At 56.6% G+C, this 25,577-nt stretch carries 30 protein-coding genes, 1 tRNA gene and 1 pseudogene; 12 read left to right on the top strand and 20 right to left on the bottom strand.

Translation table 11 applies throughout. The annotated features are described in order from the left end of the window. Positions 1-5 precede the first annotated feature (5 nt). Complete coding sequence (gene metG / locus ACZ9DP_RS24790) at positions 6-1,556, bottom strand: methionine--tRNA ligase (RefSeq protein ID WP_476203880.1); 1,551 nt, start codon at positions 1,554-1,556, stop codon at positions 6-8. Between the two features lie 238 nt (positions 1,557-1,794). Here metG and ACZ9DP_RS24785 point away from each other — a divergent pair, with 238 nt between their 5' ends. Beyond that, complete coding sequence (locus ACZ9DP_RS24785; RefSeq protein ID WP_476203879.1) at positions 1,795-2,595, top strand: sulfite exporter TauE/SafE family protein; 801 nt, start codon at positions 1,795-1,797, stop codon at positions 2,593-2,595. Here ACZ9DP_RS24785 and ACZ9DP_RS24780 read toward each other — a convergent pair whose 3' ends face one another. The 4 genes from ACZ9DP_RS24780 to ACZ9DP_RS24765 all read right to left on the bottom strand — a co-directional run bounded on the left by ACZ9DP_RS24780 (position 2,596) and on the right by ACZ9DP_RS24765 (position 6,784). Then, entirely contained in the window at positions 2,596-3,621 is a 1,026-nt protein-coding gene (locus tag ACZ9DP_RS24780) for a DNA polymerase III subunit delta' (RefSeq protein ID WP_476203878.1), read from the bottom strand. After that, positions 3,614-4,297, bottom strand: coding sequence for a dTMP kinase (tmk, locus tag ACZ9DP_RS24775; protein WP_476203877.1), 684 nt, complete (start codon positions 4,295-4,297; stop codon positions 3,614-3,616). Before tmk ends, ACZ9DP_RS24780 begins: the two co-directional genes overlap by 8 nt. A gap of 135 nt (positions 4,298-4,432) precedes the next feature. Then, entirely contained in the window at positions 4,433-5,626 is a 1,194-nt protein-coding gene (locus ACZ9DP_RS24770) for a D-alanyl-D-alanine carboxypeptidase family protein (protein ID WP_476203876.1), read from the bottom strand. 72 nt (positions 5,627-5,698) lie between these two features. Then, complete coding sequence (locus ACZ9DP_RS24765) at positions 5,699-6,784, bottom strand: septal ring lytic transglycosylase RlpA family protein (RefSeq protein WP_476203875.1); 1,086 nt, start codon at positions 6,782-6,784, stop codon at positions 5,699-5,701. Between the two features lie 272 nt (positions 6,785-7,056). Here ACZ9DP_RS24765 and ACZ9DP_RS24760 point away from each other — a divergent pair. Beyond that, a tRNA-Ser gene (locus ACZ9DP_RS24760) sits at positions 7,057-7,146 on the top strand. Positions 7,147-7,248: 102 nt separating this feature from the next. Here the strand turns inward: ACZ9DP_RS24760 and ACZ9DP_RS24755 are convergent. Both ACZ9DP_RS24755 and ACZ9DP_RS24750 read right to left on the bottom strand, forming a co-directional pair. Beyond that, positions 7,249-8,406 (bottom strand): hypothetical protein, encoded by a 1,158-nt coding sequence (locus ACZ9DP_RS24755; protein WP_476203873.1) that lies wholly within the window; start codon positions 8,404-8,406, stop codon positions 7,249-7,251. A gap of 334 nt (positions 8,407-8,740) precedes the next feature. Further along, the gene (locus tag ACZ9DP_RS24750) at positions 8,741-8,995 is read right to left on the bottom strand and encodes a hypothetical protein (protein ID WP_476203872.1); all 255 of its coding nucleotides are present in this window, start codon (positions 8,993-8,995) and stop codon (positions 8,741-8,743) included. A 100-nt stretch (positions 8,996-9,095) separates the two neighbouring features. On the opposite strand from ACZ9DP_RS24750, the gene ACZ9DP_RS24745 reads away from it, so the two are divergent. The 4 genes from ACZ9DP_RS24745 to ACZ9DP_RS24730 all read left to right on the top strand — a co-directional run bounded on the left by ACZ9DP_RS24745 (position 9,096) and on the right by ACZ9DP_RS24730 (position 11,314). Then, on the top strand, positions 9,096-9,416 hold the full coding sequence (locus ACZ9DP_RS24745) for a helix-turn-helix domain-containing protein (protein ID WP_476203871.1): 321 nt from the start codon (positions 9,096-9,098) through the stop codon (positions 9,414-9,416). A 73-nt stretch (positions 9,417-9,489) separates the two neighbouring features. Further along, positions 9,490-9,888: a hypothetical protein gene (locus tag ACZ9DP_RS24740; RefSeq protein ID WP_476203869.1), complete on the top strand. Its 399-nt coding sequence runs from the start codon at positions 9,490-9,492 to the stop codon at positions 9,886-9,888. Between the two features lie 134 nt (positions 9,889-10,022). Next, positions 10,023-10,460 carry a helix-turn-helix domain-containing protein gene (locus ACZ9DP_RS24735; RefSeq protein WP_476203868.1) on the top strand — a complete coding sequence of 146 codons (438 nt, stop codon included), beginning with the start codon at positions 10,023-10,025 and terminating at the stop codon, positions 10,458-10,460. 269 nt (positions 10,461-10,729) lie between these two features. Further along, on the top strand, positions 10,730-11,314 hold the full coding sequence (locus ACZ9DP_RS24730) for a hypothetical protein (RefSeq protein ID WP_476203867.1): 585 nt from the start codon (positions 10,730-10,732) through the stop codon (positions 11,312-11,314). 302 nt (positions 11,315-11,616) lie between these two features. On the opposite strand, the gene ACZ9DP_RS24725 is transcribed toward ACZ9DP_RS24730, so the two are convergent. Both ACZ9DP_RS24725 and ACZ9DP_RS24720 read right to left on the bottom strand, forming a co-directional pair. Beyond that, entirely contained in the window at positions 11,617-12,027 is a 411-nt protein-coding gene (locus ACZ9DP_RS24725) for a hypothetical protein (protein ID WP_476203866.1), read from the bottom strand. Between the two features lie 223 nt (positions 12,028-12,250). Beyond that, complete coding sequence (locus tag ACZ9DP_RS24720; protein WP_476203865.1) at positions 12,251-12,775, bottom strand: hypothetical protein; 525 nt, start codon at positions 12,773-12,775, stop codon at positions 12,251-12,253. Between the two features lie 377 nt (positions 12,776-13,152). Between ACZ9DP_RS24720 and ACZ9DP_RS24715 the strand changes: the two genes are divergently transcribed. Together ACZ9DP_RS24715 and ACZ9DP_RS24710 are read left to right on the top strand one after the other, a co-directional pair. Then, on the top strand, positions 13,153-13,764 hold the full coding sequence (locus ACZ9DP_RS24715; protein ID WP_476203864.1) for a BRCT domain-containing protein: 612 nt from the start codon (positions 13,153-13,155) through the stop codon (positions 13,762-13,764). Between the two features lie 464 nt (positions 13,765-14,228). Next, the gene (locus tag ACZ9DP_RS24710) at positions 14,229-14,441 is read left to right on the top strand and encodes a hypothetical protein (protein ID WP_476203863.1); all 213 of its coding nucleotides are present in this window, start codon (positions 14,229-14,231) and stop codon (positions 14,439-14,441) included. 10 nt (positions 14,442-14,451) lie between these two features. Here ACZ9DP_RS24710 and ACZ9DP_RS24705 read toward each other — a convergent pair whose 3' ends face one another. Then, positions 14,452-14,787 (bottom strand): ATP dependent DNA ligase, encoded by a 336-nt coding sequence (locus tag ACZ9DP_RS24705; RefSeq protein WP_476203862.1) that lies wholly within the window; start codon positions 14,785-14,787, stop codon positions 14,452-14,454. Positions 14,788-14,895: 108 nt separating this feature from the next. On the opposite strand from ACZ9DP_RS24705, the gene ACZ9DP_RS24700 reads away from it, so the two are divergent. Further along, positions 14,896-15,366 carry a hypothetical protein gene (locus tag ACZ9DP_RS24700; protein ID WP_476203860.1) on the top strand — a complete coding sequence of 157 codons (471 nt, stop codon included), beginning with the start codon at positions 14,896-14,898 and terminating at the stop codon, positions 15,364-15,366. 618 nt (positions 15,367-15,984) lie between these two features. Next, the gene (locus ACZ9DP_RS24695; protein WP_476203859.1) at positions 15,985-16,995 is read left to right on the top strand and encodes a hypothetical protein; all 1,011 of its coding nucleotides are present in this window, start codon (positions 15,985-15,987) and stop codon (positions 16,993-16,995) included. Positions 16,996-17,182: 187 nt separating this feature from the next. Here the strand turns inward: ACZ9DP_RS24695 and ACZ9DP_RS24690 are convergent, their stop codons facing one another. From ACZ9DP_RS24690 to ACZ9DP_RS24650, 9 genes and pseudogenes are all read right to left on the bottom strand, one after another. Further along, a complete protein-coding gene (locus ACZ9DP_RS24690; RefSeq protein ID WP_476203858.1) occupies positions 17,183-18,199 on the bottom strand; it encodes a hypothetical protein in 1,017 nt (338 codons plus the stop codon). Then, the gene (locus ACZ9DP_RS24685; protein ID WP_476203857.1) at positions 18,199-18,585 is read right to left on the bottom strand and encodes a hypothetical protein; all 387 of its coding nucleotides are present in this window, start codon (positions 18,583-18,585) and stop codon (positions 18,199-18,201) included. Before ACZ9DP_RS24685 ends, ACZ9DP_RS24690 begins: the two co-directional genes overlap by 1 nt. 96 nt (positions 18,586-18,681) lie before the next feature. Further along, the gene (locus ACZ9DP_RS24680) at positions 18,682-18,846 is read right to left on the bottom strand and encodes a hypothetical protein (protein WP_476203855.1); all 165 of its coding nucleotides are present in this window, start codon (positions 18,844-18,846) and stop codon (positions 18,682-18,684) included. A gap of 117 nt (positions 18,847-18,963) precedes the next feature. Continuing rightward, the gene (locus tag ACZ9DP_RS24675; protein WP_476203854.1) at positions 18,964-19,164 is read right to left on the bottom strand and encodes an anaerobic dehydrogenase; all 201 of its coding nucleotides are present in this window, start codon (positions 19,162-19,164) and stop codon (positions 18,964-18,966) included. A gap of 46 nt (positions 19,165-19,210) precedes the next feature. Further along, positions 19,211-19,594 carry a hypothetical protein gene (locus ACZ9DP_RS24670; RefSeq protein WP_476203853.1) on the bottom strand — a complete coding sequence of 128 codons (384 nt, stop codon included), beginning with the start codon at positions 19,592-19,594 and terminating at the stop codon, positions 19,211-19,213. Positions 19,595-19,668: 74 nt separating this feature from the next. Then, positions 19,669-20,109 (bottom strand): peptidoglycan recognition protein family protein, encoded by a 441-nt coding sequence (locus tag ACZ9DP_RS24665; RefSeq protein ID WP_476203852.1) that lies wholly within the window; start codon positions 20,107-20,109, stop codon positions 19,669-19,671. A gap of 825 nt (positions 20,110-20,934) precedes the next feature. Then, positions 20,935-21,606: a hypothetical protein gene (locus ACZ9DP_RS24660; RefSeq protein WP_476203851.1), complete on the bottom strand. Its 672-nt coding sequence runs from the start codon at positions 21,604-21,606 to the stop codon at positions 20,935-20,937. A 215-nt stretch (positions 21,607-21,821) separates the two neighbouring features. Beyond that, positions 21,822-22,733, bottom strand: coding sequence for a hypothetical protein (locus tag ACZ9DP_RS24655; RefSeq protein WP_476203850.1), 912 nt, complete (start codon positions 22,731-22,733; stop codon positions 21,822-21,824). Then, a pseudogene (locus tag ACZ9DP_RS24650) lies at positions 22,729-23,153 on the bottom strand (ATP-dependent DNA ligase); the annotation flags it as partial. The gene ACZ9DP_RS24655 and the pseudogene ACZ9DP_RS24650, both read right to left, overlap by 5 nt. A gap of 140 nt (positions 23,154-23,293) precedes the next feature. Here ACZ9DP_RS24650 and ACZ9DP_RS24645 point away from each other — a divergent pair. Beyond that, complete coding sequence (locus ACZ9DP_RS24645) at positions 23,294-23,764, top strand: cupin domain-containing protein (protein WP_239598784.1); 471 nt, start codon at positions 23,294-23,296, stop codon at positions 23,762-23,764. 117 nt (positions 23,765-23,881) lie between these two features. Here ACZ9DP_RS24645 and ACZ9DP_RS24640 read toward each other — a convergent pair whose 3' ends face one another. Beyond that, entirely contained in the window at positions 23,882-24,169 is a 288-nt protein-coding gene (locus tag ACZ9DP_RS24640; RefSeq protein ID WP_476203849.1) for a DUF1236 domain-containing protein, read from the bottom strand. A gap of 383 nt (positions 24,170-24,552) precedes the next feature. Here ACZ9DP_RS24640 and ACZ9DP_RS24635 point away from each other — a divergent pair, with 383 nt between their 5' ends. Continuing rightward, positions 24,553-24,798 carry a DUF982 domain-containing protein gene (locus ACZ9DP_RS24635; protein ID WP_074068152.1) on the top strand — a complete coding sequence of 82 codons (246 nt, stop codon included), beginning with the start codon at positions 24,553-24,555 and terminating at the stop codon, positions 24,796-24,798. Positions 24,799-25,577: the final 779 nt, after the last annotated feature.

The following is a 25,577-nucleotide window of genomic DNA, read 5'->3' as shown; positions in this document are numbered from 1 at the left end:
GACCCTCAGGTTTCCGGCGCCACATAGCGCGGGAAGACAGGCTTTGGTGCCTCCAGCGGCGTTCCGGGAACGAGGCGTCCGGCTTCGCCCAATGCCGCGAAACCGCGCTCATCGGCTGGTGCGGCAACGAGGTCGAGCAGCTTGCCCGCCGATTCCGGCATGAACGGCTGGAGCAGGATCGCGATCTGGCGGACGACTTCAGCGGTGACATAGAGCACGGTGCCCATCCGCGCCGGATCGGTCTTCTTCAGCGCCCACGGCTCTTGGCTTGCAAAATAACGGTCGGTTTCCGAAACGACGGCGATGATGGAAGCGAGCGCCCTGTGGATCATCTGCTTGTCCATGTCCTCGCGCGTCGACGCGAGCAGCGCATCGGCCTGCGCCAGCATCGCCTTGTCCTCGTCGGTCAACGGTCCGCATTGCGGTATCTTGCCGTCGCAATTCTTGACGATCATAGATAACGAACGGCTCGCGAGATTGCCGATGCCGTTCGCAAGATCGGAATTGATCCGCGTGCCGATCGCCTCTTCGCTGTAGCTGCCGTCCTGGCCGAAGGAGACTTCGCGCAGGAAGAAATACCGCACCTGATCGAGACCGAAATGGTTCACCAGATTGACGGGATCAACGACATTGCCGAGCGACTTCGACATCTTCTCGCCCTTGTTGAGCAGGAAGCCATGCGCAAAGACCCGCTTTGGCAGTGGCAGCCTGGCCGACATCAGGAAGGCGGGCCAATAGACCGCATGGAAGCGGATGATGTCCTTGCCGATGACATGAATGTCGGCCGGCCAGTACTTCGCTCTTGGGCCGGTCGGATCCTGGAGATAGCCGGTCGCTGTGATGTAGTTGGTCAGCGCGTCGACCCAGACATACATGACATGCGACGGATCGTTGGGCACCTTGATGCCCCAGTCGAAGGTCGTGCGCGAAATCGAAAGGTCCTTCAAGCCGGACTTGACGAAGGAAACCACTTCGTTGCGCCGTTCGGCAGGACCGATGAAATCGGGATTGTCTTCATAGTGCTTGAGGAGCTTGTCCTGGTATTCGGAAAGCCTGAAGAAGTAGCTTTCCTCTTCTACCCATTCGACGGGCGTGCCCTGCGGCCCGTAGCGCACGCCGTCGGCGCGGAGCTCCGTCTCGTTCTCCTGGTAGTAGGCCTCGTCGCGCACAGAATACCAGCCGGCGTAGGAATCTTTGTAGATGTCGCTGTTTTCCGCCATCAGCTTCCAGATGTCGCTGGAGGCTTCGTGGTGGCGGGGTTCCGTGGTGCGGATGAAATCGTCGTTCGAGGCATTCAGCAGCTGGGCCATCGCCTCGAACTCGCCGGAGTTGCGGTCGGCAAGCTCCTGGGCGGTAATACCCTCCGCGCGCGCCGTCTGCTGCATCTTCTGGCCGTGCTCGTCGGTGCCCGTCAGAAAGAAGACATCACGGCCATCAAGACGCTGGAAGCGCGCCATGGCGTCCGTCGCGATCAGCTCGTAGGCATGGCCGATATGCGGCTTGCCGTTCGGGTAGGAGATCGCGGTGGTAATGTAAAAGGGCGTCTTGTCTGTCATGGCGGCCATCGTGTCCGGCTTACTCTCTCGAAATATCAGCCGCTCTTAGCGCATGTCATGAAGAAGAGAAACACTAAGTTTCGAAAGCGCTTATGATTTGGCGGTTTGCCGAAGCGCTGAGCTTGACTCGCTTTCTGCCACATTCTAGGCCTTGCGAAACTGAAGAACAGGGCGCAACCGAAGTGAGATTTCCAGCAGCGGGCAAAAGCCGTTTCTCTGTCTGTCAGAGGTCCGTCGCTTGACGTTTCTCGAAAATTTTCAGCCTCTCTATTCACTTTCCGGCTTTTTCGTCGGCGCGCTTGTCGGCATCACCGGCGTGGGCGGCGGCTCGCTGATGACGCCGCTGCTCGTCCTGTTATTCGGCGTCCATCCGGCAACCGCGGTCGGAACCGACCTGCTCTATGCCGCCGTCACCAAGACGGCGGGCACGGCGGTCCATGGCATGCATGGCCGTATCAACTGGCGAGTTGTCGGTGCGCTCGGGGCGGGCAGTGTTCCGGCAGCGCTCCTGATGCTCTGGCTGATGGCAGGCGTCGACCGCAAGAGCGTCGAGGTTGCCCATACGATTACCGCAGCGCTTGGCTGGCTGCTCGTCATGACGGCCGTGATGCTTGTCTTCCGCGCGCAGATTCTCGGCTTTGCTCGCCGGATCACTGGCGAGCGCGCCCCGCCCCGTCCGGCGACGATTGCCGTTCTCACCGTCATCCTCGGGCTGGCTCTCGGCATCCTTGTCACACTGACATCGGTCGGTGCCGGTGCACTCGGGGTAACGATCCTGCTTGTGCTTTATCCGCGACTGGATGTCCGCGAAATCGTCGGCTCCGATATCGTCCACGCGGTGCCGCTGACGCTCATCGGCGGCATGGGCTACTGGATCATCGGCGAGATCGACTGGCTCCTGCTTTTGGCACTGCTGGTCGGCTCGATTCCGGGCATCATCGCCGGCAGCCTCCTGGCGCCGAAGCTGCATGAACGCACGATTCGCATCGTGCTTGCGCTCACGCTCGCGATCGTCGCCTGGAAACTGCTTGCCGGCTGATCAGAGGCCCGGCTGCTTGATGTCGCCGAGAATGCTGAGGATCGTCTGCTTGCGGTCGAGGTTGTAAGCGTCGGAAACGGCAAGCCGCTCGTTGATATCGGATTGCAGGCGTGCCAGCCGTTCGGCGGCGGAAAGCTCGCCTGCTTGCGCCGCGTGGCGCGCCCGGTGCATCAGGTCGTCACCGACATGGCTCACGAAGAATTCGAATATCGTGTCGCTATCCTTGCCGGACAAGGCCTCCGCCAAACGATGCATTGCCTTTCGAGCCGTCGGGCCTTGAGCCGACAGGACCTCGTTGTATGCCGCGATGATCTCGCCGCCGCCGTAGTTCAGGAGCTTCAACGCTTCCCCGACGCTGCCTTTCGCGATCGATATCATCGAGGCATCGCTGCCGGTTACGCCGAGATTGGCGAGTGCCGCGCCCAAGGCGCCATTGTCCAGCGGCGAAAGCTTAAGCGGCAGGCACCGTGAACGGATCGTCGGCAGAAGCTTTCCCGGCGCATGCGACAGCACGAGGAAAAGCGCGCGTTTGGGCGGCTCCTCCAGAATTTTCAGGATGGCGTTGGCCGCATTGCGGTTCATGTCGTCTGCCGGATCGATGATGACGATGCGCCAGTTTCCTGTTCCGGAGGTCTGCGAGAAGAAGCGTCCGGCGCGCCGCACCTCGTCCACCGTGATCGCCGACTTCACCTTGCCTGTCTTTTCGTCAACGGGACGCGAAAGATAGAGCAGATTATGCGACGCCCCGGAAGCGATCTGGCGGCTGACGGCAGAGGCCGCATCAGGATCGCCGATCGTTGCAGGCGCCGTTGCCGGATCGGGATTCGACAGAACGTAGTTTGCAAAGCGAAAAGCAAGGGTTGCCTTCCCGATGCCCTCCGGCCCCTCGATCAGGACCGCGTGATGGCCCTTGCCGGAGCGATAGGATTGGGAAAGAAAAGCCTGGGCTTCGTCATGCCCAAAAAGTTTCGTGTTTTCGGCCGGCCAGATGGCGCCGTCCAGAAGCCCCGGCCGCTCGTCACTCATGCGCGGCCTCCGGCATCTTGGCGACGGCAACAGGCCCAAGAAGCTGATTGACGATCGCAAGAATTTCCGCGGCAATCGGCTCTTCGTCCTGCGTCGCGTTGACGACGTGGCACCGCTCCGGTTCGCGCGCGGCTATGTCGAGATAGGCTTCGCGGCGTTTTTCGTGCGTCTCAAGTTCTTCCTTTTCGAAACGGTCCGGTCGGTCCGCCGTCGCCGCACCTCGCTTCTTTGCTCGCTCCAGACCAAGCCTTGCCGGAATGTCCAGGATCAGCGTGCAATCTGGTACGACGCCGTTGACGGCGATCCGCTGCAACGTCTCGATGAAGTCCGCCTCGAGATTGCCCGTCACGCCTTGATAGACGCGCGAGGAATCCATGAACCGGTCGCACAGCACGATCTTGCCCTGGAGAAGCGCCGGGCGAATGACCGCTTCGACGTGATCGTTACGGGCGGCGGCGAAGAGAATGGCTTCCATGCGCGTGCCGAAGGCTTCCGCGCTACCTGACAGCAGCACGTGGCGCACGGCTTCCGCACCAGGCGACCCGCCAGGTTCCCGCGTCAGCAGAACCTCATGGCCGCGCGCCCTCAGCGCTTCCGCCAGCCGGCGGATCTGCGTGGATTTCCCAGCCCCTTCCCCGCCTTCAAACGTAACGAACAATCCCGTACCGGATGACAATGACACATTCCCGTATTCTTCAGCGCCCGCGCCACCGGGCTTTCTTCCTATCTATCCGAAGACAGGGCCAAGCGAAACCTTCAGGCTAGGCACCTTCCGGTCCTTCCCCGGCAATTTAGGCAATGAATATGGCGATCAGGTGGGCTCGGCCTTGTCCCAGAGCCACGAGAAGAACAGCGATTCGCCGAGTTCCAGAAGCGCGTCGACCGCCCGGCTCGTCAGCGAACCCTGCTCGACGCCATGCGCGGTGTAAAGTGGCACCTCGCGCAACACGCGGCCGCCCGCCGATATGACCAGCGTGCCCGCTTCGGCATCGGCAGCAACGGGCGCCATCAGCGGCCAGCGGTAAACGATCCGCGCCGAGAGCCTGTCAGGATTGCTGACTGGAATGTAGACGCTGACAGCCCCCTTCGCGACGAGGTCCACTTTTCCGGCCTGGCCGCCATAGACGCTGGCCGCGCCGACGATTTCCTCGTCCGCGAAAAGCTGCCGGTCCTCGAAGGCCATCTGCCCCCATTCCAGGATGCGCTTTGCCTCCTCGGTCCGTTCCTTGTCGGAAGCAATGCCGCCGAGCGCCAGGAAGAGCCGCTTTCCATCTCGCTCCGCCGAGGCGACGATCGAATATCCCTCGCCCTCTGCAAAGCCGGTCGCCAGTCCGTCCGCGCCGAGTCCAAGGCCGAGCAAAGGGTTGCGGTTGCGCTGGAAAATCCTGTTCCACTCGAAATCGGGCTGCGCGAAATAATGATAATATTCGGGATAGGATTGCTGCAGATCGATCGCAAGCGTCACCAAGTCACGCGCCGATACCTTGCTCTTGCCGTCCGGCAGGCCGGTCGAGTTTCCGAAGACCGTTTTCGGCATGCCGAGCACCTCCGCCCGCCGCGTCATTGCGGCAGCGAAATTGCCCTCCGTGCCGCTCATGCCCTCCGCAAGGATGATGGATCCGTCGTTGGCACCCTGGATGGCGACGCCCTTGATCAAGTCCTCGACACGGATGCGGGATTTCAGCACGGCAAACATCGTTGCCGTCCGCGACGGAGCACCTCCCGTTCGCCAGGCATATTCGGAAACCGGATATTCGGTGTCGAGCGTGATCTCGCCCTTCTTCAACGAGCCGAAGACCAGATCCATCGTCATCAGCTTTGCGAGCGAGGCGGGTGAAAAACTCTGCTCCTCGTTCTTTGCAAGCAGCACCGTTCCGGTGGATGCCTCGATCATGTAGGCCTGTGCGGCCTTGGTTACAAAGCCGGCGGGCGCGGTTTCGGCAGCGTAGGATGGCGAAGCGAAGGGCAGAAGGCACGCACAAAGACGAAGCAGACGCTTCAACATCGAGGCTCCATAGGATCGAAGGTTCGACTCCGGACGTTAGAGGCAGCGCGCGCTGCGCGCAATCGCTTCCAATCAGGGCGCGATCTGTTTTGCCTGCTGGCGCTTGAGGGAGGCGAGGATCGAATCCTGCGTCAGCCCGTCATTGCGGACCATGACGGCGTCGAAAGCAAGCTCTACGGTCACCGTCTTCGCGTCCTCGTCCTGGTAGCCCATCGCGAGCGAACCGTCCTGCCCGTAACGATATGGACGCTCATAGGGAACGGGCCCGATTTCCGGAAGCACGACCATCTGCCCGAAAGCCTGTCCTGAATTTCCGAGAACGGGAGCTGGTGTCGCCACCGGTGCCGCATTGTAGCGAGCGCTCGGCGTCGAGCCGCCATAGGCCGTCGCAGACATCGGCACCGGTACACGCGATTGATCCACGGTCAAAGTCCCAAGGCTCTGCAGCTGATCGCCGGTGATCCGCTTGCTGTTCGACGCCACCATCACCCCGGTTGCGATCTGACCTCCCGGATTGACGCCCGGAATCCGGCTTCCCTTCGGCACGTAGGACGCCATCAGGTAAGGCATGTCGTGCCCGTCCATGCGCGCCTTGCCGACATACTGCACGCGCACCTTGCCGGTGCCGCTGTGCTGCAGGTCGAGCATGTCCGCCGTCTTGTTGGAAAGATCGATGATGCGGCCTTCATGATAAGGGCCGCGGTCATTGACGCGCACGACCACCGACGAGCCGTTTTCGAGATTTGTGACACGTGCGTAGCTCGGCAAAGGGAAAGTTGGATGCGCCGCGGAAAGATGCATCTGGTCGTAGACTTCGCCGTTTGCCGTCAACCGGCCGTGAAATGCGGAGCCATACCACGAGGCTACGCCCACCTTGTTATAGGCGAAGTCCTCCTTGGGATAATACCACTTGCCCTTGACCTCATAAGGGTTGCCGACGATGTAGCGCCCGCCCCCCTTCGGTATATTTGCGCCACTGGCAACGCGCGGGCTGGCTTTGACGCCATATTCTTTTTCGGAGAAATATTCCTTGCCGTGAGCGCGCTTCTTTGGCGCCTGCGAAGTCGTACCGCAAGCCGTGACGGTGGCGCACATCAACGCCAACGCCAGCCACCGCGTACCCGTTGCGAAAGAGGTCGCCCCGCATTCCAGTCTCATATGTCCCACGCCGCCCAAGATCGTATGGTTAAGAACCTGCCCGACAACGGGCCAGTCATGCCTACGCCCACTCACCTAACGAGACTTTAACTCGGCGGCCATCCTGGCGAATTTGCGAATGATTTCGCGGTGATAGAAACAATTTTAATGATCACGGTTTACAAACCCCTAACGGCGCATTGCGCAATCGTCATCCAGCCGGGTCTTCCGGCGGCAGATTTTTGCGCCCGACCCTTGCATTGGCCATATTCTTTGCGCCATAAGGCGCACAAGGAAGAGTGTCCGAGTGGTTTAAGGAACCGGTCTTGAAAACCGGCGTGCGGGAAACCGTACCGTGGGTTCGAATCCCACCTCTTCCGCCATTAGCAATTGATTTTGTTGTATAATTTTTATTTACGTGACAAAAATTTCGCCGTTATCATAACCGTTAGAAAAATCGTGTCGACGCTGGCAATCAACGGGTTTCATTTCTGATCTTTCACAGAAACCCAAACATTCCGCTTGGTCGAGATAGATTCGAACCACGTTAATCCGTATTCGACGTAAGCGAGGATGTTAGAGACAACCGGCACATGACCGAGAGCAAACTTCGTAGTGAAGAACCAAGGACTCGCATTCAGTACTTTGTAGCGCGTCAGAAATCTGATTTCCCGCGACGCCTTAGCAATATCATTGCGGATTCTGGCTTCTACGGTCTCACTTTGCCCTGCGTCGGCAAGCCATTCAAATATTTTCTCTCGCAACCGCGCCATCTCTTTTGAATTAGCCATCTCGATCGCTTCTGCAATTCCTCTCGGATCCGGAATGACAGTTAGCTCATCTCGAAAGCTCACAGATATCAGGGCAGCCAGGTTTGCCGCGCCTTCTCTTTGCTGTGGGGAGACAGGCGGCGTCCTACTGCCAGTCGATCCGGCCGCCAATGCCTTATCATTCACCGCCGACCAAAATATCGTCGCGAAGTGTCTCACATAGAAATCATCCAACTTATCCAGCCACAGCTCGAAATCGGGGTCATCAAAGAGGCGTTGTGGAACATCAGCCCAATCAGCTAACTTCTCTTCAAAACCTACACCATAGCGCAATGGAGGCGATGACAGATCGACGTCATACCAGCTCGTCATAAGGTCGATTGCCTGAAGAGCCGTCTCGTTTATAAAGCGGCTCTCGGTGTAAAATGGCCCTCGCCGCAGCCTGCGCGCCGTAGAACTTTTCCACTCATTGACGAGCGAGGCATAAAGAATAGGAAGGATTCTTTTGCGCTGCTCAACGAACGATCGATATGCGCGTTCGTGGCACTCCGCCATCAGCGCAGTTAGTTGGCGCTCGTCGACCTTAAACTGTTTTGCCAACAGATCAGCACGTATCGACCTCGGAGCGATAGCCCCAAAGCCAAACCCAACTCTCTCTGCTAATCCATGGAGATTGAACTCTGATTCGGTTCCTTCTATCTCGGGGAACAGACAGAGATACGATAAAATATGGGAATTTCTTCTCAGTTCTTTATAAGCCGGTGAATAGCCGTGGAGATCACCGTAGACATAGTCGTCCCTCGTCAAAAGCCCCTCGCTTAAAGCTTGGGCTTCCAATGCTGCCTGAAGCGTCGGTGTAATCAGTGATTGCATTATCTGTTGACTCTCCAGCCGCGAAACACGTCGCACAGGTAACGTCAAAAACCTTTGTTTTTGTTAGGATCCTCAGTAAATTTTCGGTGACAACACTTCTTCATCTGCCAACAAGACAGAGACGAATAAAGCCGCCGGCATTCGCGCCGACGGGCTGGGTGCTGTGGTGGCAAAGAAAACCGGCCGGCGCTGCTTGTGTGCGCGCAGGTATGCCCGCGCCGGCCGTAGGGTAACTGGGAGCCGCCGACACCTCCTAGAGCGGAACCGTCGGCGGCCAGCGGTACGGTTGACGCGCACCGCCTGACCTGTGGGGTGAAGGACCCAGGATTGAAACTCATGCAATCTGATGTTCTTGCGCCCAGAGCGGATCGCAGTCCGCGTCGATGAGCTCAACAAGATATTCGTCCCTGCAGCCGTGCAACTGCGCACGACCAACTATTATGGCGGCCTCGTCGGTGCAGAGCAGAGTGCCACGCTGGCCCATTTCAAATGCAAAACGGTATTCGGACTTTCTGACGCGTCGTCTGCCGAGGAGCGCGCGTGGAAGCGCAGTTCTGTCGGCCGGCTTAATAGCGGTATGAATGGTCATTTGGTGTATCCTCCTTGCATTTGTCCTACTGTATTTGTACAGTGTCATCATAAATACACGGATTCGCGACCGTGTCAACACGCATTTGTACGAGGTACACATGAGGGCGATTCAAGTTAAGATGGCGCGTGCGGCTCTCGGCTGGGGAGTGCGCGATCTTGCGGCCAAATCGGGCGTCACGGCAAACACTGTAAATCGCATTGAAAACGGCTCGGACGCAAAACAATCCACTATGGATGCGTTGCAAGCCGCCCTCGAAGCCGCCGGTATCGCATTTATCGACGGCAACTATTCGGGATCTGGCGGCCCCGGCGTGCGGCTTGTGGCACCTTCCGGCAAGTCGATCGACTCGGACGAAAACCAGACAATCCAGTATCGAGAAGTTTTCGAGAATGTCGCTCCTCCTGGCGCGGGCGGCTGAGCACTGAGTGCTCACCTGTGCGACAGCAATAGATGCTGCGATACGAAAACATCAATTAGCGATAGGAAAACCCATGGTCAGGAGAGCATTGCCGCGGGATGCAAAGATCTCGGACATCGTCAACCACCTGATTGATCCAGTCGAATACGTCCGAGGAGCACTGGAAAACATGCTCGTATACCGGAAAAAGCACGGATCGGCGAAGATCCGCATTGGGGTTACGGGAGAAGGCCAAGTCCCATTCTATAGGCTCGAGCCGGACGTTAGCATGGACGAATATGTCAAAGACTTCGTCAAAGGCGATGAGGCTTATGCAAGGTACTTCGTGGCCTTCAATGGACGAAACCATAAGCAGCAGTCGTGGGGCATTGAAGAACTAAAAGGCAGCAACTGGAGCCAGGAAGGGATGGGGCTGGATGAAATTAAACAGTTGCTCGGCCAAATGCGCGAGCGACGGCGATCTCGCACTTGACCGCCCTAACCTAAACCACATAGCTTCCTACCGCGGCCCACCAATCCGCAAGGCATCCCGACCCACCACCGGGGCAAATGCAACCGGCATTCGTGCCGGCGGCAAAAAATCTTCAACTCTTCCCTTGGTGGGCTATGAACAAAACCGATTTCCAATACGCCGCCCTCTCCTACGCCCGCGCCACTCAGCCGCTAGATCCCGACATGGGCTGGCGTCGCGAGGACGTTCAAGTTGCCTTTCTGGCTGGCATGGAGGCGCTGGCGGTGCCGGGGCTTTTGTCGCTGCCAGAAGCTGCACGCACTCTGAATGTGTCTGCTTCTACGATCCATGACCTTGTACGCCATGGTGAGCTAGCATTCGTGCACGCTGGCCGCGGTACAGTCCGGAGGCATCTGACATTCAGTTCAGACGAGATCGCAAGTTTCATTAGGCGTAACACTGAACGGCTGAGTTACTCGCCTGGATCGAAGACCGCACATGTGAATTTAACGGCCGACAACGACTTCATCGCCATGCGACAGGCCAGAATTGCCGTGCGCGACGAGGCTCGCAAGAAAGCCAAGAGCAAATGAGAGAGGCGCCTGGCGATTTCCTCAGGCGTGAAGAGCTTGTCGAGGATGGTAGGTTCTGACGGTCAAGATAACCGGCCGCACGGCATGGGAGAAGCTCGCCGCCTTGGCATCGCCAAGAAGATCGGCCGCTCCATGTTGATATCGATCCACGACGTTCCAGAACTCCTTCGGCAAGAAAAGGAGAGACGCGTTCCGATAAGCACGGCGAATGCGCTCGAGATTCTACGTCGGCACCGGAAGAAGCAGCAAACTGCGAAGCGGGAATCGAAATGACAGCCGAGTCAGTGCAGTTTCCTGCGGTCGATCGCGTTGAGACACCCGATCCATCGCCCAAAAAATTAGGACAACTTTATACCGAGTTGCACGACTTGATGAGCCTCGCTGGTGAGCCCCACGCCGGTGTGTACGAACGAGCAGCAGATGGTGAGCTCAAACGTATCGCCGGGACAGATATTTCTTACTATGGCGGAGTCCTTCCGGCTCCCGCCGACGTCCTGAGCATCATTACGCCGAGTGGATACAGGCAGTACGTCGTTAGCCAAAGAATGCACATCGACGCCCCGACGCGCCAAGGTTGGGCACTGATCGTCGAGCCGATCGAAGACCCGTTCCTGGCATCGCTTCCAGCGAACTGGATCTTTGATGTCGATACTTTCGATCAGGCGTTCGAGGAGACGGCCCAAGAGATTCGCGAGGAGATTGCTGAGGCTGAACGGCAAGAAGAAGAGGAACGACTTGCCGCGGAAAAGGCCAAAGCGGAACGACGCGAAGCACGCCTGGCCGCAAAAGCCCTTAGGGCCGAACGACGAGAGGCTAGGCGCCAGGCAGCAGCGCGAACTGGAGAGGTGGAATGAAAGAAGCCCCTCGTCTTATCGGGCAAGGAAGCCGCGGCGTACTGCGGCATCTCGCCAACCTGCTCTTTACGATCCCATTTTCTGGCACCCGGTATTGCCGGCGGCATCTTGTGGCTTGCCACCCACATGGAGAATCGACGCGAAGCTTGACGATCAGTGGGCGCCGCATCAAGCGCTAACTGCCGCAGTGGTGAACGAACGCGACGATCTCGACTGGAGGTTCCCGCTGAACAACGCTAAATGAGAACAAACGGTGAAAGGCGCACGGATGGCGTCCTGAAGGTTGCCGAATGTGTATCGTCCTACGGTGGAAAATTGAACTCAGTAAGCAAATCAAGAGAGGCCTCGGGGTTTTGCTTGACGACGAGTTTTCCGCCCCGCTCATCGAGATCGAATTGCCGTTGACCGGATTGAGCGACCGTAAGCTGCTCCAACCTCTGGAGTAGTGGTCGCAGCGGGCCGGCGAATACCTTGACGGTCTCTCCCGCGCGCCTGGCGATCACAAGAAGGGCATTGTGGTCTGGTTCGAGAGCGTCAATCATGTCTGGTTCAATGCCATGCCAGAGTCCATAGCCCATGATCCAATAGAATCTGCCGGCCTCATCCGTCATGACTTTAGGACGCCGCCCAGGTCTGCTGAGCTTGATTGCTAGACGTTGTTCGACCGCCAATTGCACGTGTTCTCGATCAGTCTTTCCGAATTTTCGTGCCATGTTTCGCCTCCACCCAGACATTTGAAGTTGTGCCGCCGGTCTGCCAGGCGTTCAAGCGTGCTGGTCTGCCCCTTCAACTCCGAGATCGCTTCGTTTACGTCTCGCGCCCGCAGGAAATACCCGCCTGGAACTGGAGTCCCGTGAGCTACGATTGCTTCAACATCGGCCGAGTTCATCGCGCGCTGTTGCAGGCGTTTCCTGGCGTGGCTTGAGAGGTCCATCACTAGTCCTCTTGCTGCTCGTTGATCGCTTCTCCTGCTCGGCTGTATTTGGCCGCGTCCCGTGCCGCTCCCATTTTGTCGGCCAACTCACCCCAGCCATCCATAAGGTCTCTTGCATCGTCGAACACGACAAAGGCGTCGCCGCAAGCCTCGTAAAGCGAAGGGGCAGCCGCGATCAGCATGGCGTCATCGAGACTCGAGATGTTGTCCGCTACGATTCGACCGACTACCCCGTGGGCGTCGCAGACGGCATAGCCGGCCCGATTCTTGACGGGGATCCATCTCCGTGCTGGCCGCGCGGCTTGGCTCAACAAGACGCCGAAGGCCATCTTTGCCAGCACGGGGAACTTACCGGATTTGAACCACCCGTTCACGGTGGTCTCCGGTACGTCAAGGACGGTGCCGAGCTTCCGCTGCCAGCCGCGGCCATAGCGGTCCTCGAAGGCTGACTTGAGGCTCATCTCGTCGACGTGACTGGTCAGCTCTTTACGAAGGTCGGCGTCCGCTGTTGCCCGGATGTTTTCCATGACGACTGTACCGATTGTTGTGGCTGTTTTAAAGCATAGATCACGATAATCGGTATATCAAGCCCTATATTAGGATATTTGCCACGACAACAGTGATTTTCGGCCAAGGGTCAGCGCGGAAGTCTGTTCAGTTGGAGGATGGGGTAGCGCTGCCTTGGGCGCTCGTCGGAAAGCGAAGTTGGCGCTATGCCGGTCGGCTGATACCAGGTTGCTGCATAGGGCCGCGCGGAAATTGAACGAACCGACACTTGGAGGAACTGGAAGTTTTAAGCGCGGAGATGGACGCCGCGTTGTAAAAAGTCCAAAAATAGCCCGAGCCTCAATCTCGACTTTCAGTTGAGCATCTGCTTCTCTTTGCTTGTTGGCAGGAGGGGCTCATGGACGACGCATTCTACAATCAAGTTGGCAATGATCGCATTACTAGCCGCCAGATCGACGAGCTTATTGGCTTGGCGCGAGGACTGGTCGCTGATGGCAACGTTAGTCAAGCTGAGGTTGAATTCCTGCATAAGTGGCTCGTTGCCAACAGCGGGATTAGCGATATGCCGATCCTGCGAACGCTGTACTATCGAGTTAACGAGATCTTGGCGGACGGCGTCGCCGACGAGGAGGAGAAGCTTGAACTTCTCGATACTCTGAACCGATTTTCAGATCGAGATTTTGAGCTTGGCGAAACGCTCAAATCCACTAGTCTACCGTTGTGCACTCCCGCGCCGGCGCTTTCGTTTGCAGGTCTGAATTACTGCTTTACTGGCACCTTTAACTACGGGCAGCGCAAACACTGCGAGAAAGCGGTCACCGACCGCGGGTGCATCCGCAGGCGGGCTTACACAGAAGACCAACGTCCTGGTGATTGGTGTATACGCGACGGACTCGTGGAAACACTCGTCGTTCGGCAACAAGATCATGGATGCAGTCGAATTTCGCACGAGAGGCCTACCAATCTCTATCGTCGCGGAAGAGCACTGGGTCAGGCATCTTTGAGGTGAAGCACGTGTCGCTGCGATCGGCGGCAGAAGTCCGCGATCGTGGACGGCTGAAAGCATCATAGCCATAAATCGGAACAAATAAAGAACAAAATTCCTTGTGGATGAACCGGCGATGGACGCGCGTGAGCTCTATCGAATATGAGATAAAGGAGGTGTCCAACGACACCCCCTTTACGATTTGGTCGCGGGCAACCGTGAACAGATCACCGCGAAGACCAAGCCTCAGCAACTGGGTTATAGCGACAAAGGGCCAACCGGACAACCGACGGAGACGGCGTTGTCCACGATTATGGAGCCCAATGAGCTGCTTTATAGAAGTTGAAACGCGACGTGGCTATATCAGGTTCGCCTGTGGATTTGATGTGAGCTTTGGAATGATATCTGCGCTTGCTATGCTTCTGCGTGTGATATGAAAAGCAGTGGGGCGACAATCAAGTCGCCCCTCCCAAATATGGGTCATGAAAATGGGTATCCTCGAAAACTATCGCGATTGGATCGCTCGGGAGAAGTCGTCTCTGGCCGACCAGATACGGATCATCGAAGACGGTTCTGCGCGATACCATAGCTCCCACGACGGTGGTACGATGGTGGACATCACCGATCGGACTCTCGCCGACAGCAAGCGCAAAATAGCGGAACTCGACGACCTTCTAAAGCAGGTGGATGGCAACTTGTGATCTAAATTGTCTACCGCAATGGCATTGGACGTTCACTCAGTCTCATAAATCTCCGCATTCTCCTCGGCCTCAGCCCCTTGTATGACGACTGCCGCAGCTTGCCTTCACGCGTCCAGGCGCGATATTCGACCTCAGCCACCAGCGTCGGCTTCACCCAAACGACATATTTGTGCCGGCCCGAATATTCGACAGGCGGTATCTTCACCTTGTCGAGAGCTTCGCGCAGCTCATGGGCCGTGCGTTCATTAAAGTAATGCGCGATCAATGGCCCTCCTTCGCAGAGATTGTCTTTCAAATCCTTTTCAGAACCCGTCAGCAATGCACTGGGTTGATAAGGTTCTCCCATAATACGCCTAGTTGATTACTCCTTTTTTACAACTTGCTGCCGATCTGCACATGATTCACCCTCACGTTGAGGGCTTCGGCCCCTCGCAAGCTAGGGAGGCTCCGAACCATGTTGCAGTTTATAGGCGAAGCAAAATACAGCGGTGCTAGTCTTACGTTTGCGCCGAACCAAGCCATATCCAGCGGCTTCGTTAAAATATTCTCCACTGGCGAATTAAGTGCGCAGGGAGCTGATCGCAGATTACTAATACGCGTGAATGGGAATGGTGGCGCCGGATATCAAGGATTTGCCGTCATGAATGGCCACGCGGTCATGGGCGAATGGGATAATTCCGGTTTCTATCTCGGTCGCAATGGCTGGCTTCAAGACGCAACCTTTATGCTAGAGTATACACTTGCGATTTCCCCAGCATCACAAAAAATTAATGGCGCGGGTCAAGCGACATTTGCTAACGGCAATAACACTATACTTGGTTATGAAAGCCATGCGTTTTTCGTCACAAACCAGCCAATTAGGAATGTGGACGTCATTTTCACGGGTGGCGCCGTGCAAGGTATTAGTCGATTTTACTTAATGTAGTTTTTATTTATAGTCGTCAAAAAAGTTCCGACAATCGCAGTAATCATCGGTGTAACTGCAATGAATTCTTTCAGAATATTTGTTTTGTACGCCCTTGTCCAACTGGTTGCCTGTGAAACTTCTTTCGCCGACGAAAAAATTGACCCGTGTAAAGATGCCGTGATCGCCAGTGAGCTTCAGGAGCGCCAGCCAATCTTTTCCCTGGAGGTTAATCTTGCAGACCATGCGACGGCTCTGGAAGCGGCAAGGGCAAGAGGCGTCCCCTCTCCTGCTTACATGGGAGTTTCGATGCCCATAAACGCGCAGAGGTTCCTCGTACGTCGCGGAGACTCCGCCCGAGGTAGGATTAGACGTCTGAGAGATGGGGTAATCATCCGATGTGGACAAAAGGTTTTGTTTGGGACTTCGGTGGGCCTCCCTGATCGCGGATTCTACTCCTTAATCCTGCAGTCAGACTCGCAACCTGCTGCTATTCGCCTCTACGATGGGACCAGATCGGCGAGCGCAGGAGCTTTCTCGGCCGGTACCGACCGAGAAGCTGTCGCCGCAACTCAGTTAATACAGGGACCGCGAGCAACCCTCATCGTGGAGTTGGACGCAGACGTCTCCGAGAAGAGCGTGGCTATATCCCACCTCATCCCGCTCGATTGGCCTGCGGATCCAGAAGCATTGATCCCTATTCCTTGGCAGCCGGTACGAGGAAATACAGCATCTGTTCCAGCAGGTCGCGTGGACCAGGCAGAAACTGAAGCGTTCAAGCCACAACGCCCAAAAATTGAGCCTCTCGACAGCAATGTTGCGAGACTCCCAAATGATTTTGTCGACTACGAGTGCATGAAGAACCATAGCCTCTTTCGTCGATTCCCCCCCGAACTGAGAAGCCACATCAATGCAATTGGACTCTTAGAGATCACGAGCAGAACCCCCACGGGAGGTTTTGCAATCGGCTACTGCACTGCAACCCTTGTGACGCTCATTCGGACGGGTACAACGCACATACTCACCGCCAATCACTGCATCGTCGGCAACGAGCGCCGAGATGCTCAGCAGGCGGACCTGGTCAGTGGTCAGATATATTGGGACTACAAAAACGATCAATGCACAAAGCGCGTGCCGAGCCGATGGGCGTTCTCCCGAATTCGAAGTCTCCCGTCTAGCAGGGTTTCAGGCATCCGTGGTGCGACCGCGGCAACTGATGCGGCATTGCTGGACTTGGTCGCCGTGCCGGCCGATCGCTCGCCGTTCAAGGCGGGTGGCACCCCTGATTTTACGCAGGATGATGTCTTTCGACTGCGCTTTCACCATGGAGATATTCGACCGCTGCTGGGGAGCGAGCCTTATTGGGATTGGAGATCCGAACCCAATTTTCCGGTCCCCGGGTACTCAGGCGCTTGCCAGAGGCGTCTTCCTGCAAATAACTTTTTCTATACGACGCAGTTGCTTCATTCATCGTCATCAAGCACTGCGCCGGGTTCATCAGGCTCGGCAGATATCGGTATGAAAGGCAATGTGGTCGGTCAGCAGTTTGGTCTCTGCTTCGGCAGCATGAGACCTGGCTCATCAGCGCCCTTCTTTTATGAAGTCGACGGAAAAATAGAAAGAACGCTAAGGATATTGGGTGTTCGATGAATGGAGGCAGATCTGCCTACGCCGCCCATAGCCGCTTATCCCCTTCAGATGACGGCAAGAACACCACGGTTACGGCTCGCGAGCCGCGGTACCCTATTTTTGCCGACCGAGCCGCCACCAAAGGGCACAAACAAAAAAAGCCGCCCAACCGGTTAGGGCTGGGCGGCTGTGGACGTGGTGTCACTGTTTAATCGAAAGAAACTCTGCCCTGGGCGAAGAACGATGCCAACTCGTTGATCCGTCGATAGAAGGAAAGAACAACCTTTGCTGTGACCAATGTATTTTTAGCTGTCAGTTCTTCGATAGTCTCGAATCGACCGATTTTAAGAATTTTATTCAGCCCCGCGGCCTTTTCGTTGATGTATTTTTCGGAAGGGTCGCCCCTAGAATAGTCATCACCGCTGAGCTTGAGATACCCGTTCTTGTGCAGATAGCCCCATAACTCGTTATAGCTTTTCACGATATCGCGTCGACGTTCCAAGAAGTTGAGCACGATCTCCTGCAGCTCTGCGAAAATCTCGTGTTTGCCAGACATGTCGACATAACCCGGCGACGCATACTGGATTTTATCAAGGCTCAATTGCTCATTGATGGGAATGTTATCATTGAGATCATTGAACAAATAAACGTAGCTGAACCCCCCCTGGTACGGTCTCTCCAAGAAAGGCCTTCTCAAATTTTGCTTTAGCTGCAATGGTGCAGACGGATCTTCCCAATTCTTGAGCGCGACCGAAAAAGCATAAATGTCAGCATACCGCTGATTGAACTGTCCGAATTCGGCGAGCTCCCAATCCCCATCGACTAATAGGCGAGCAACTTCATCCGGCCGTTCGTCGTGGGAGTACTCTTCCGTGTGATTGCTGGAAAAAAAGCGTGGCGACGGAAGAAAATCCTCGGGGGCTTCCTCAAGAAAAGGCGTCATCGAAACAACGCCATCTTTCATCCTGGCCAAATCAAACGTGTACGCGTTTCTGCGGTCTGGAAAGGTGAAGAGATATCGCAGATCTACCGCACCGCTCAAATATTTTTCCCAGTCTTTGACCGATACAGAAGTTGCGTAGAACTTAAACTCTCCATCGGCATTAGCTGGGATTGCAACAGCGATAATGCGCGACTTGCCGGCTATCAGCGTTACGACAAGCGGCTCGTCCATATAGACAAGCGTCGCATCGAATTTTGCATTTCTTCGCTTAGGCGCAGTCATCACAGATCGTCCAGGTGTTCGATTTTGACTATAGCCGCCAGTGGGTCGAAATTTCCGTACATCCAAAAATCGACATGGCCGTTTTTGCTCTCCAGCCAGCGCCCGGATGCGGCAGGTATATCTAACTCCGCAACAAAATTAGCATATGACCGTGGCTTTGGCAGCTTGCCAGATATGTTTACGATCTTAGCCTTGTCCTTAAAGAGAGAGCAGGAAGACCATTTACAAGGATCTACAGGCTGTAGTGGCTCTTTTCCTCGTGCGGCATGCGACTTGAAGTCTTCGGCGGTAGCAACTTGATCATCTATACGCCTGAAAACCGCAGAAATCGCGCCGTCTTTTGAATGCTGTGGCGGACAAGATGCCGGCAAAACCTCACAGTACATCGACAAAACCCCAAATTCTTTTTTGCCACTCCTAGTTGGGAATCATCCAAAAAGCAACGGACTCGATGAATCAAACCGCCGATCGTCCGATGGCGGTTAGCGAGCGGCGGTGCGCGGCTTCACCTGGTTCTCGACGATCCGATCAACTCGAAGCGTCATGTTGTCGACCGCTGCCTTCACGCCGCTGATCGCTTCCATGATCTGATCCGTTGTCTCGCGTAGGCCGGCCTTGGAGACATAATGCCGCAAGGGCTTCCGCAACCTTCTCAGTCTCCTTGCGGCTTTCCGCGACTTTGTTATCGATTCTCCACCAGATGCCCCATCCGGCGCCGGCGACCGTAAGGAAGAAGAGCACAGCCTTCATTATTTCTTCTGGAGTCATTTTCTCACCGCGTTGCCGCCAGCTACGTTGACGCCCAACCCAGCATCGCGATCGGCGTAATAGTCGCGCAGCGCCAAGTGGCGTCGAGCGCAGGACAGCAGCCGATCGCGGTCTTTGATCCACAACTTTTCAAGCTGCGCCTGCGCAAGCGGATTGTCGCCAATGTCGACCGGGCCGATGCACCGCTCGATCAGCATGCTGTCCGGTTTTCTCAGCACAGGCATAGGCGGGACGACGACTAGTTTATCGTATCTTGTTGATACGGCGCACGCTGGGAGCACCAAGCACAGGCTTGCCAGCATCAGGATCTTGATCAGCTTCACGCTGGAGCTCCTCAATTCGTTCTTGTAATGATTGGTTGGCGGCCTGCATCTCGGAAATTCGAGCAGCCTCGCGTGCCTTGGCGGCGTTGTTTGCCGCGTCGTGGCGTTCGACCTCCTTGTTGCGCGCGTCGGCCGCAGCGGCTTTGAGTTCGGCGATCTGGCCTTTGTAGTAAGCCTCGGCACGCTCGTACCCGCGATGGTCGACATACCAGTACGTACCCGTTGCTGCGGCAAGGGCGAGAGCGGCGACGACTAAGTAGGCGCCCAGGCGATCGAGACCGAGCATCTTTGCAACCCAAGTCATGTCAATTGATCCTCCGGAGTGGCTGGCTTCGTGACCGGCTCGACGGGATAGTAGGCACCCCCGGCACTGTAGTCTCACTTGCCGCGCTGCTTGATGCCGAGATTGGTCTGCACTTCGGCGTGGCTAAGCACGGTGCGCGGAGTAACCTGGATGCCATAGGCGCGGCACAGATCGGCAACCACTTCCGCCAGTTTGTCCCACTGCACTTTCGTCATGGGCGACTTGCCGGGATTAAAAGGCGCTTCGGTCGCCAATGCCATGCAGCACAGCGAAACACCAATGCTGCCGCTGTTTGCGTTGAGTGTATGGGCCGCGTAGCCCTTCTTTGCCGGAGATTCGTTCAAAGCAATTGATGGGCGCCCGCGGACGACATTGCCGTCGGCTTCAATCAGGATATGGTAATGCTCCTTGTCGAAGTCGGTAGCCTTGTGACCGCCGGCCGTCCAATGGCAAATCACGCGATCCATCTTGACGCACGGAAGCCACTCCGCGGGCAGCGTAGTTGTGGTGGTCATGAGGATTCCTTGTTGGTCAGGTTAGGTTAGTTGGGCGCAAACCCACACTCGGCGCCAGGCGAATTTTAGTCGGCGCTAATATTTTTTCTTTACTTCCATGAGTTGTCGGTTGCATTATCTGACACACGCAAGCGCGGAGGGGGCTATGCGGCATACTTTTGTTAATTCTTCGGCATTACTCGTTGTTTGTTTATCTGGGTGCGCGAGCTTCAGTCCGAGCGAAATCGCAAAGCCAAGTGACGTTACGTTGGATGCGGCGCTGCAGGACGTCGTTCATTCGCTTCATCGTGCCCAAGACCAGTACCCGTCTGACAAGCGCCTGGGTTTGATGGTCGACCAGGTGGATGTTCACTTCGAAGTGGCTGCTAACGCGACCGCCGGCGGGTCGCGGCAGTTGAATATTGCTCAAGTCCCCATTGGAGGTCCTGGTGGTACACTAGGCTTCACAGCACAGGGGCAGGAAAGCTCTGGCGCTAACAGGGGCAATACGATCCACATAACATTCAGAAATATTGCAACTGCTGACATGACAAAGGGCTACTACAAACTCGTGCCACCAACTGCTACCGCTAGGCCGCGCCGGAACAACAGCAGCGCCCGAGGCCCGTCGATTGACGAAATGGTCGTTTTCAAATGCCCACCCGGTAATCTCTGCACCATGGGAAACGCCGGCATTGCTAGGCCATCCGGATCCATCAATTTCGAATGCCCGCCAGGCAGGACCTGCTCGTTGGATAACACTCAGCAGCAGTAGGCCCAATATCTCAGAAAGCACCAAGACCCCGCTCCGGCGGGGTTTTCAGTGTCTTTAGCTTTCCGCGTCAACTAGCTCTTCCACATGGTTACGGCGTCATCGGCGGTCGCGTCACCGTTCACGTCGCTATAGATATACGTCCGAGGTTTGGAGAAAATTTCACCCCACAGGGCCGGCAACATATTCGTTTTTTGTCGATCGTACCACTGAAGTTGCCAGTCCTCTGTACGTAGGCGCAGATGCTCGAACGTGCCAAGTATCTGAGCGCGCTTGTTCTTCGTACAGGCTAAGAATTGGCAAAAGTCATCCGCTTCTCGCTGAAGTTCCACCCCCGCGAACTGCTGATTACATATTGCTTCCGCCTCTGAACCGGGAGTTAGGTGTCTCGTAAGCGCTGCGTTCAATAGAAGGTCAAGCACGATGTCGCCGCTGCGCTTCCATCGCTTGACGGCGGCAAGCAGTTCGCCCTCCCAATAATTTTCTCCGTCCACCATTTTGCGTTCGAGGGGGACGATAGCTAAGTGTTCCAGGTCGTTTTCAACGCGGAAGTAGGCCTCCCGACCAGCCAAGCGGCCATTGGGGCGTGGCGCAAGTTGAGGGACGCCATCGACAAGCCATCGCTTCAAATGAAGTAATTCATGAATGCATGCGCGGTCATCAATTGTCGCCGTGGGGAACAGAACCAGAGCGCTGTTGGCAGCTGCGTCGATGGATGCAGCGGCATGCTTGGTGATAAGCGGCATGCTGAGCTTCTCGCCGAAGGTATAGCACCGGATTACTATTGGCACTCCAGAGGTAGCCTCGATCTGCTGCGCTAAGTCCAACGCCCTGCTACTCAGAGTGAGTCTGTCCAACACGTCCACGTCTACCTCCTGGTCCCATGGCCATGCCTGTAGGGCTACCATCTCGATGTTCATTTGCGAAGGCGCGACCGAAGCCGCGCCCACCATATCGAGCATCATACAGGCGTGATTATGTTGCCGTTAGCAAAGTCCCGCCAAGTTGACGTTGTTCCAGCACCGTTGGCACGCATGAAGAGGCCGGTCGTTGTGTTGAAAACGATCTTCCCCAAGAATTTCCCAGTTGTGTTAATCGCGTGGGCGGCACTCGTTAGGTCAGTGGTCGTAAGGTTCGGAAACTCAATGCCACCACCCTGCGCATACGTGATGCGGCTAGTATCGGAAATGCCAAAGACCTCGCTGTTCAGGCTGCTGTCCACACCAAACTTCTGTGCCGAGGAACGAAGCCTGTAGCCGATCTTTGTCGCATAGACTGGGTTGTTGTAGTCGTCATCATAAATAGTGGACGGATTGCAAACACCGAGGTTGAGAAAAGCGCTGTAGCGTCCGGTGACAAGATTGCCATCCCGATACTGGTACGGAGAGAAGTCGATAGCGAACTTCGTGTTGTTCTTGAACCGTAGGGTAGAGTTTGCCGTCGCAAGAATCCGCGAACCTACTGCACCCGAAAGCCAAGCGCCGCTGACCTTGATGTTCTGGCTTTCCTCATAACATCCATTAAAAAGGATTTCGCTGGCCTGGTCTGCAATGATGCAGAGGTCATCACGCCCGATAAAAGTTGAGTGCAAGAACTGGATGCCACGGATTTTGTTCGGGTAGCCGTGCAGCTCCAGGCATGCCGATGGAGACGCAAACGGCGTGGCGAGCATCGAAGACGTGGCGAGGTGTGCGGACTGGTGATTCAGCGGTCGGATGTTGCAGTTGATGAAGTCCGTTCCGGCAAAGCCGTAGCTTCCATCGTCAACGTCTGGCGTCCTGATCGTGACACCGCGGAAACCTTGGAAGCGGCTATTGATAACATGGACCGCTTCGCAAGACGGAACCTTGCTATCACCTTTATTATGGGTCACGTCCGTCGAGATAGAGGAGGTCGAAGGCCATGAAGATCGCTTCGCCGGAGGCCCGCTTGCCTTCCCGGCCGCCGAGCGATTGCTGCAGCAGTCCGAAATCGGACCGGCCCTGCTCGTCGAGCATGACCGCCTCGCCATCGAGAACCGCCGTCGCCACGCCGAGCTGCTTGGCGGGCCTGCTCGATCGCCGGAAAGCGATGCGTCCAGTCATGCCCGCCCCATTTGATTTCGTAAACCCGCTGCTCGCCCCTCGGCGGCTTGATGCTTGAAAAGCGTCAGGCATAGGTCGATGCGGTCCGGCATGGGATCGAGGGGAAGGTTCGGCTGGGCCGGATCGCGTGTTTTTGTGGCTCTGGTACGGACACTTGCGGCCTCTTTGGCGAGGAGAGACTTCGTCGGCTTCCGAGGAGCTCTTTCCATCCCCTCAGTCCATTAGGCAATTCTCAACTCCATTAGGGTAGAGCTTGCTTAGACGTGGTCCGCGGACGTACTATCTACGTTTCGCGAGCCTGCCCCTGCGCTCAGCCGAGGTAAAGGCCCGGCGAGGAGGGAGGTTTGTCATGAGAGTTGCATCGATATTCGCAGCCGGCTTCATCGGATTATGCGGGATGGCCTCCTTTGCTGCGGCAGAGGGTGGACATACAATGGTCACTCCCGATGATGTTAAGTGGGGGCCGGCCCCCAAGGTGCTTCCTGCTGGAGCAGAGGCGGCGGTCCTGTTCGGCGATCCCAGTAAGGAAGGCCTGTTTGCCCTCCGGCTCAAGGTGCCATCGGGCTATGCGGTCCCGCCGCACACGCATCCTGTGCATGAAGTGGTCACAGTCGTATCAGGGACTCTCAAACTCGGAATGGGCGAAACCGCCGATCCGAGCGCCACGAAGGCACTGCCTGCAGGCAGTTTCATCGCGTTGCCGCCCGGCATGGCGCATTTCGCTCGCGTCGACGAACCGACGGTCATCCAAATTACGACGACTGGCCCATGGGCCATCAAGTATGTCAACCCGGCGGATGATCCTCAGAAGTCGCAATAGCCGGCCGCTGCATCGATGTCTCAACAGCGGAAAGGACGACTAGTCTTTGACCTGGGAGGAAGGTGGATTGATGGAGAGGAATAGCGGGCCCTCGGGCGGGCCCGCAGTGCTTTCAAGTTATTCGACGACCTCGATCACCGCGCGGGTCTTCGGATTGACGAGCACGCGCTTTTTGTTGACGATCACATAACCGTAATCGGGCTGATCGGGGATCGTGTGGATCTCGACCGTGTCAGGAAGCGCCGTACCGATTGCAACATCACCTTCAAACGTGACCGATGGCGATTGCTGCTCAAGAACATAGGTTCTGACCTCGCCGGGAACGGTGACCGTCGCTGTCTGCGCGACCGCCGCCCCCCCGAGCGTCAGAAACAGCGATACGGCAGAGATGACCACTTTCTTCATGTTATCCTCCAGGATTTTCAGTGTGCCGGTAAAACGCTGCCGGCTAAGATATAGTTCCCCCGCTGCACGGAATGGAGCTACTATGGCTTGAGGAAAACAGCGCGATCACGCTCTGGTATTGTCGGAAGCATCAGCCGGCGGCACCCTCCGCTGAAGGTGCGCGACGGTGAAGGCAGGGGCTATTTATTTCCACGTTACTCCGCCCAAGGAGCATGGCTGCCCTTCGCCGCGGTCATCAGCCGTTGGTAGGCGGGTATTCCCGTTTTAGCTATCTCACTGAGATCATGCCGCGCCCTTGTTTCCGTCGTAGCGCCTGTACACTTTTTCTCGGAACAGACTTCATGGCTATCCGTTGACATGATCGCCAACGGAGATTGCATTACATGAACTCGGACATCTGGGAACGCAGCATCGAGTTGATCGACTGCGACGATCATTTCCGCACCGTAAAAAATACGAGAGAAGCTGTTGAGTTTCTGATGACGTCCTGGCCCGGTCACAAAGGCCCCGCATATGCGGCAGCTCGGAAGGCCTGTCTGCGAGCCCTCGAGGGCAAAAAGCCGGACATAGATCCTCAGGCCGCTTTCATCGCAGCAGCAGCGGAATCTGGTATTCTGAGGGCCAACTGAAATATTCGCCCCCTGCTGCTCACAGGCTCCGGCGTGCAGTTCCGCGTATCGCTGGTGCATCCATTCGATTTCAGGGGATGGCGCGCAATTGTACCAACAGCTGCAGAGGCGCGCCAATCGCCTCCGGGGGCGGCATGGCGGGGCAACACCATTTCCGGCGCCCGCCGCAGACGACGAAATCAGCGCCATTACGGTTCGCGGCTCCAGGATGACCGAACAGCGCGGCTGCCCACCGCGCCAGTCGCCACGAATATACACCGGACAGTTCATTCACTCGACCGGATCTCCGGCAGAAAGCGCGGCTTCAGGACGTCGCGTATGAAGGCGGCAGCGGTGCCGCGACGATGGCCCGCTTCTCCGCCGGACCCATTTTGCTGCCGACACACGTCGAACGTCGCCATGTCGTCAAACGTTTCCGAATCATTGCTGAACCCCTCTCGCAATACTGTTTTCCGCGACATCCGGGGCCAGAGGATTATGGCGTAGACACAGGACTCATATTGACCATTGGTGGTCGGCCAGAAACGGCATTGTCCGACCCGAAGGCACGCCGTGGCGGGTATTGTCTGCTCTGGGTTTTCAGCAGGCAGCAGAAACATCGATCTGCTTTGCCACGCCGCCCACATCCCTATATCTTACGATATCCGGACTCATTGACGCCCTATAAGGGTTGTATGTCCTTGAGCGCCTGGCGGGCGCTCGGATTTGGAGCGGGTCGTAGCATCGGCGGGGGCGCAAGCTTCGACCCGCTCTTTCTTTCCATCAACGGAGCGCGCCTA

This window comes from Rhizobium sp. USDA 4016 (assembly GCF_056279705.1).
The sequence above is the reverse complement of the archived record's forward strand: the minus strand, read 5'-3'. Positions and strand labels throughout refer to the sequence as shown.

Excerpts from the sequence above, each read along its gene's own strand:
- metG (WP_476203880.1), bottom strand. The coding sequence starts at position 1,556 with ATGACAGACAAGACGCCCTTTTACATTACCACCGCGATCTCCTACCCG.
- ACZ9DP_RS24780 (WP_476203878.1), bottom strand. The coding sequence starts at position 3,621 with ATGAGTGACGAGCGGCCGGGGCTTCTGGACGGCGCCATCTGGCCGGCC.
- ACZ9DP_RS24770 (WP_476203876.1), bottom strand. The coding sequence starts at position 5,626 with ATGTTGAAGCGTCTGCTTCGTCTTTGTGCGTGCCTTCTGCCCTTCGCT.
- ACZ9DP_RS24765 (WP_476203875.1), bottom strand. The coding sequence starts at position 6,784 with ATGAGACTGGAATGCGGGGCGACCTCTTTCGCAACGGGTACGCGGTGG.
- ACZ9DP_RS24755 (WP_476203873.1), bottom strand. The coding sequence starts at position 8,406 with ATGCAATCACTGATTACACCGACGCTTCAGGCAGCATTGGAAGCCCAA.
- ACZ9DP_RS24750 (WP_476203872.1), bottom strand. The coding sequence starts at position 8,995 with ATGACCATTCATACCGCTATTAAGCCGGCCGACAGAACTGCGCTTCCA.
- ACZ9DP_RS24745 (WP_476203871.1), top strand. The coding sequence starts at position 9,096 with ATGAGGGCGATTCAAGTTAAGATGGCGCGTGCGGCTCTCGGCTGGGGA.
- ACZ9DP_RS24740 (WP_476203869.1), top strand. The coding sequence starts at position 9,490 with ATGGTCAGGAGAGCATTGCCGCGGGATGCAAAGATCTCGGACATCGTC.
- ACZ9DP_RS24735 (WP_476203868.1), top strand. The coding sequence starts at position 10,023 with ATGAACAAAACCGATTTCCAATACGCCGCCCTCTCCTACGCCCGCGCC.
- ACZ9DP_RS24730 (WP_476203867.1), top strand. The coding sequence starts at position 10,730 with ATGACAGCCGAGTCAGTGCAGTTTCCTGCGGTCGATCGCGTTGAGACA.
- ACZ9DP_RS24725 (WP_476203866.1), bottom strand. The coding sequence starts at position 12,027 with ATGGCACGAAAATTCGGAAAGACTGATCGAGAACACGTGCAATTGGCG.
- ACZ9DP_RS24720 (WP_476203865.1), bottom strand. The coding sequence starts at position 12,775 with ATGGAAAACATCCGGGCAACAGCGGACGCCGACCTTCGTAAAGAGCTG.
- ACZ9DP_RS24715 (WP_476203864.1), top strand. The coding sequence starts at position 13,153 with ATGGACGACGCATTCTACAATCAAGTTGGCAATGATCGCATTACTAGC.
- ACZ9DP_RS24710 (WP_476203863.1), top strand. The coding sequence starts at position 14,229 with ATGGGTATCCTCGAAAACTATCGCGATTGGATCGCTCGGGAGAAGTCG.
- ACZ9DP_RS24705 (WP_476203862.1), bottom strand. The coding sequence starts at position 14,787 with ATGGGAGAACCTTATCAACCCAGTGCATTGCTGACGGGTTCTGAAAAG.
- ACZ9DP_RS24700 (WP_476203860.1), top strand. The coding sequence starts at position 14,896 with ATGTTGCAGTTTATAGGCGAAGCAAAATACAGCGGTGCTAGTCTTACG.
- ACZ9DP_RS24690 (WP_476203858.1), bottom strand. The coding sequence starts at position 18,199 with ATGACTGCGCCTAAGCGAAGAAATGCAAAATTCGATGCGACGCTTGTC.
- ACZ9DP_RS24685 (WP_476203857.1), bottom strand. The coding sequence starts at position 18,585 with ATGTACTGTGAGGTTTTGCCGGCATCTTGTCCGCCACAGCATTCAAAA.
- ACZ9DP_RS24675 (WP_476203854.1), bottom strand. The coding sequence starts at position 19,164 with ATGCTGATCGAGCGGTGCATCGGCCCGGTCGACATTGGCGACAATCCG.
- ACZ9DP_RS24670 (WP_476203853.1), bottom strand. The coding sequence starts at position 19,594 with ATGACTTGGGTTGCAAAGATGCTCGGTCTCGATCGCCTGGGCGCCTAC.
- ACZ9DP_RS24665 (WP_476203852.1), bottom strand. The coding sequence starts at position 20,109 with ATGACCACCACAACTACGCTGCCCGCGGAGTGGCTTCCGTGCGTCAAG.
- ACZ9DP_RS24660 (WP_476203851.1), bottom strand. The coding sequence starts at position 21,606 with ATGCCGCTTATCACCAAGCATGCCGCTGCATCCATCGACGCAGCTGCC.
- ACZ9DP_RS24645 (WP_239598784.1), top strand. The coding sequence starts at position 23,294 with ATGAGAGTTGCATCGATATTCGCAGCCGGCTTCATCGGATTATGCGGG.
- ACZ9DP_RS24640 (WP_476203849.1), bottom strand. The coding sequence starts at position 24,169 with ATGAAGAAAGTGGTCATCTCTGCCGTATCGCTGTTTCTGACGCTCGGG.
- ACZ9DP_RS24635 (WP_074068152.1), top strand. The coding sequence starts at position 24,553 with ATGAACTCGGACATCTGGGAACGCAGCATCGAGTTGATCGACTGCGAC.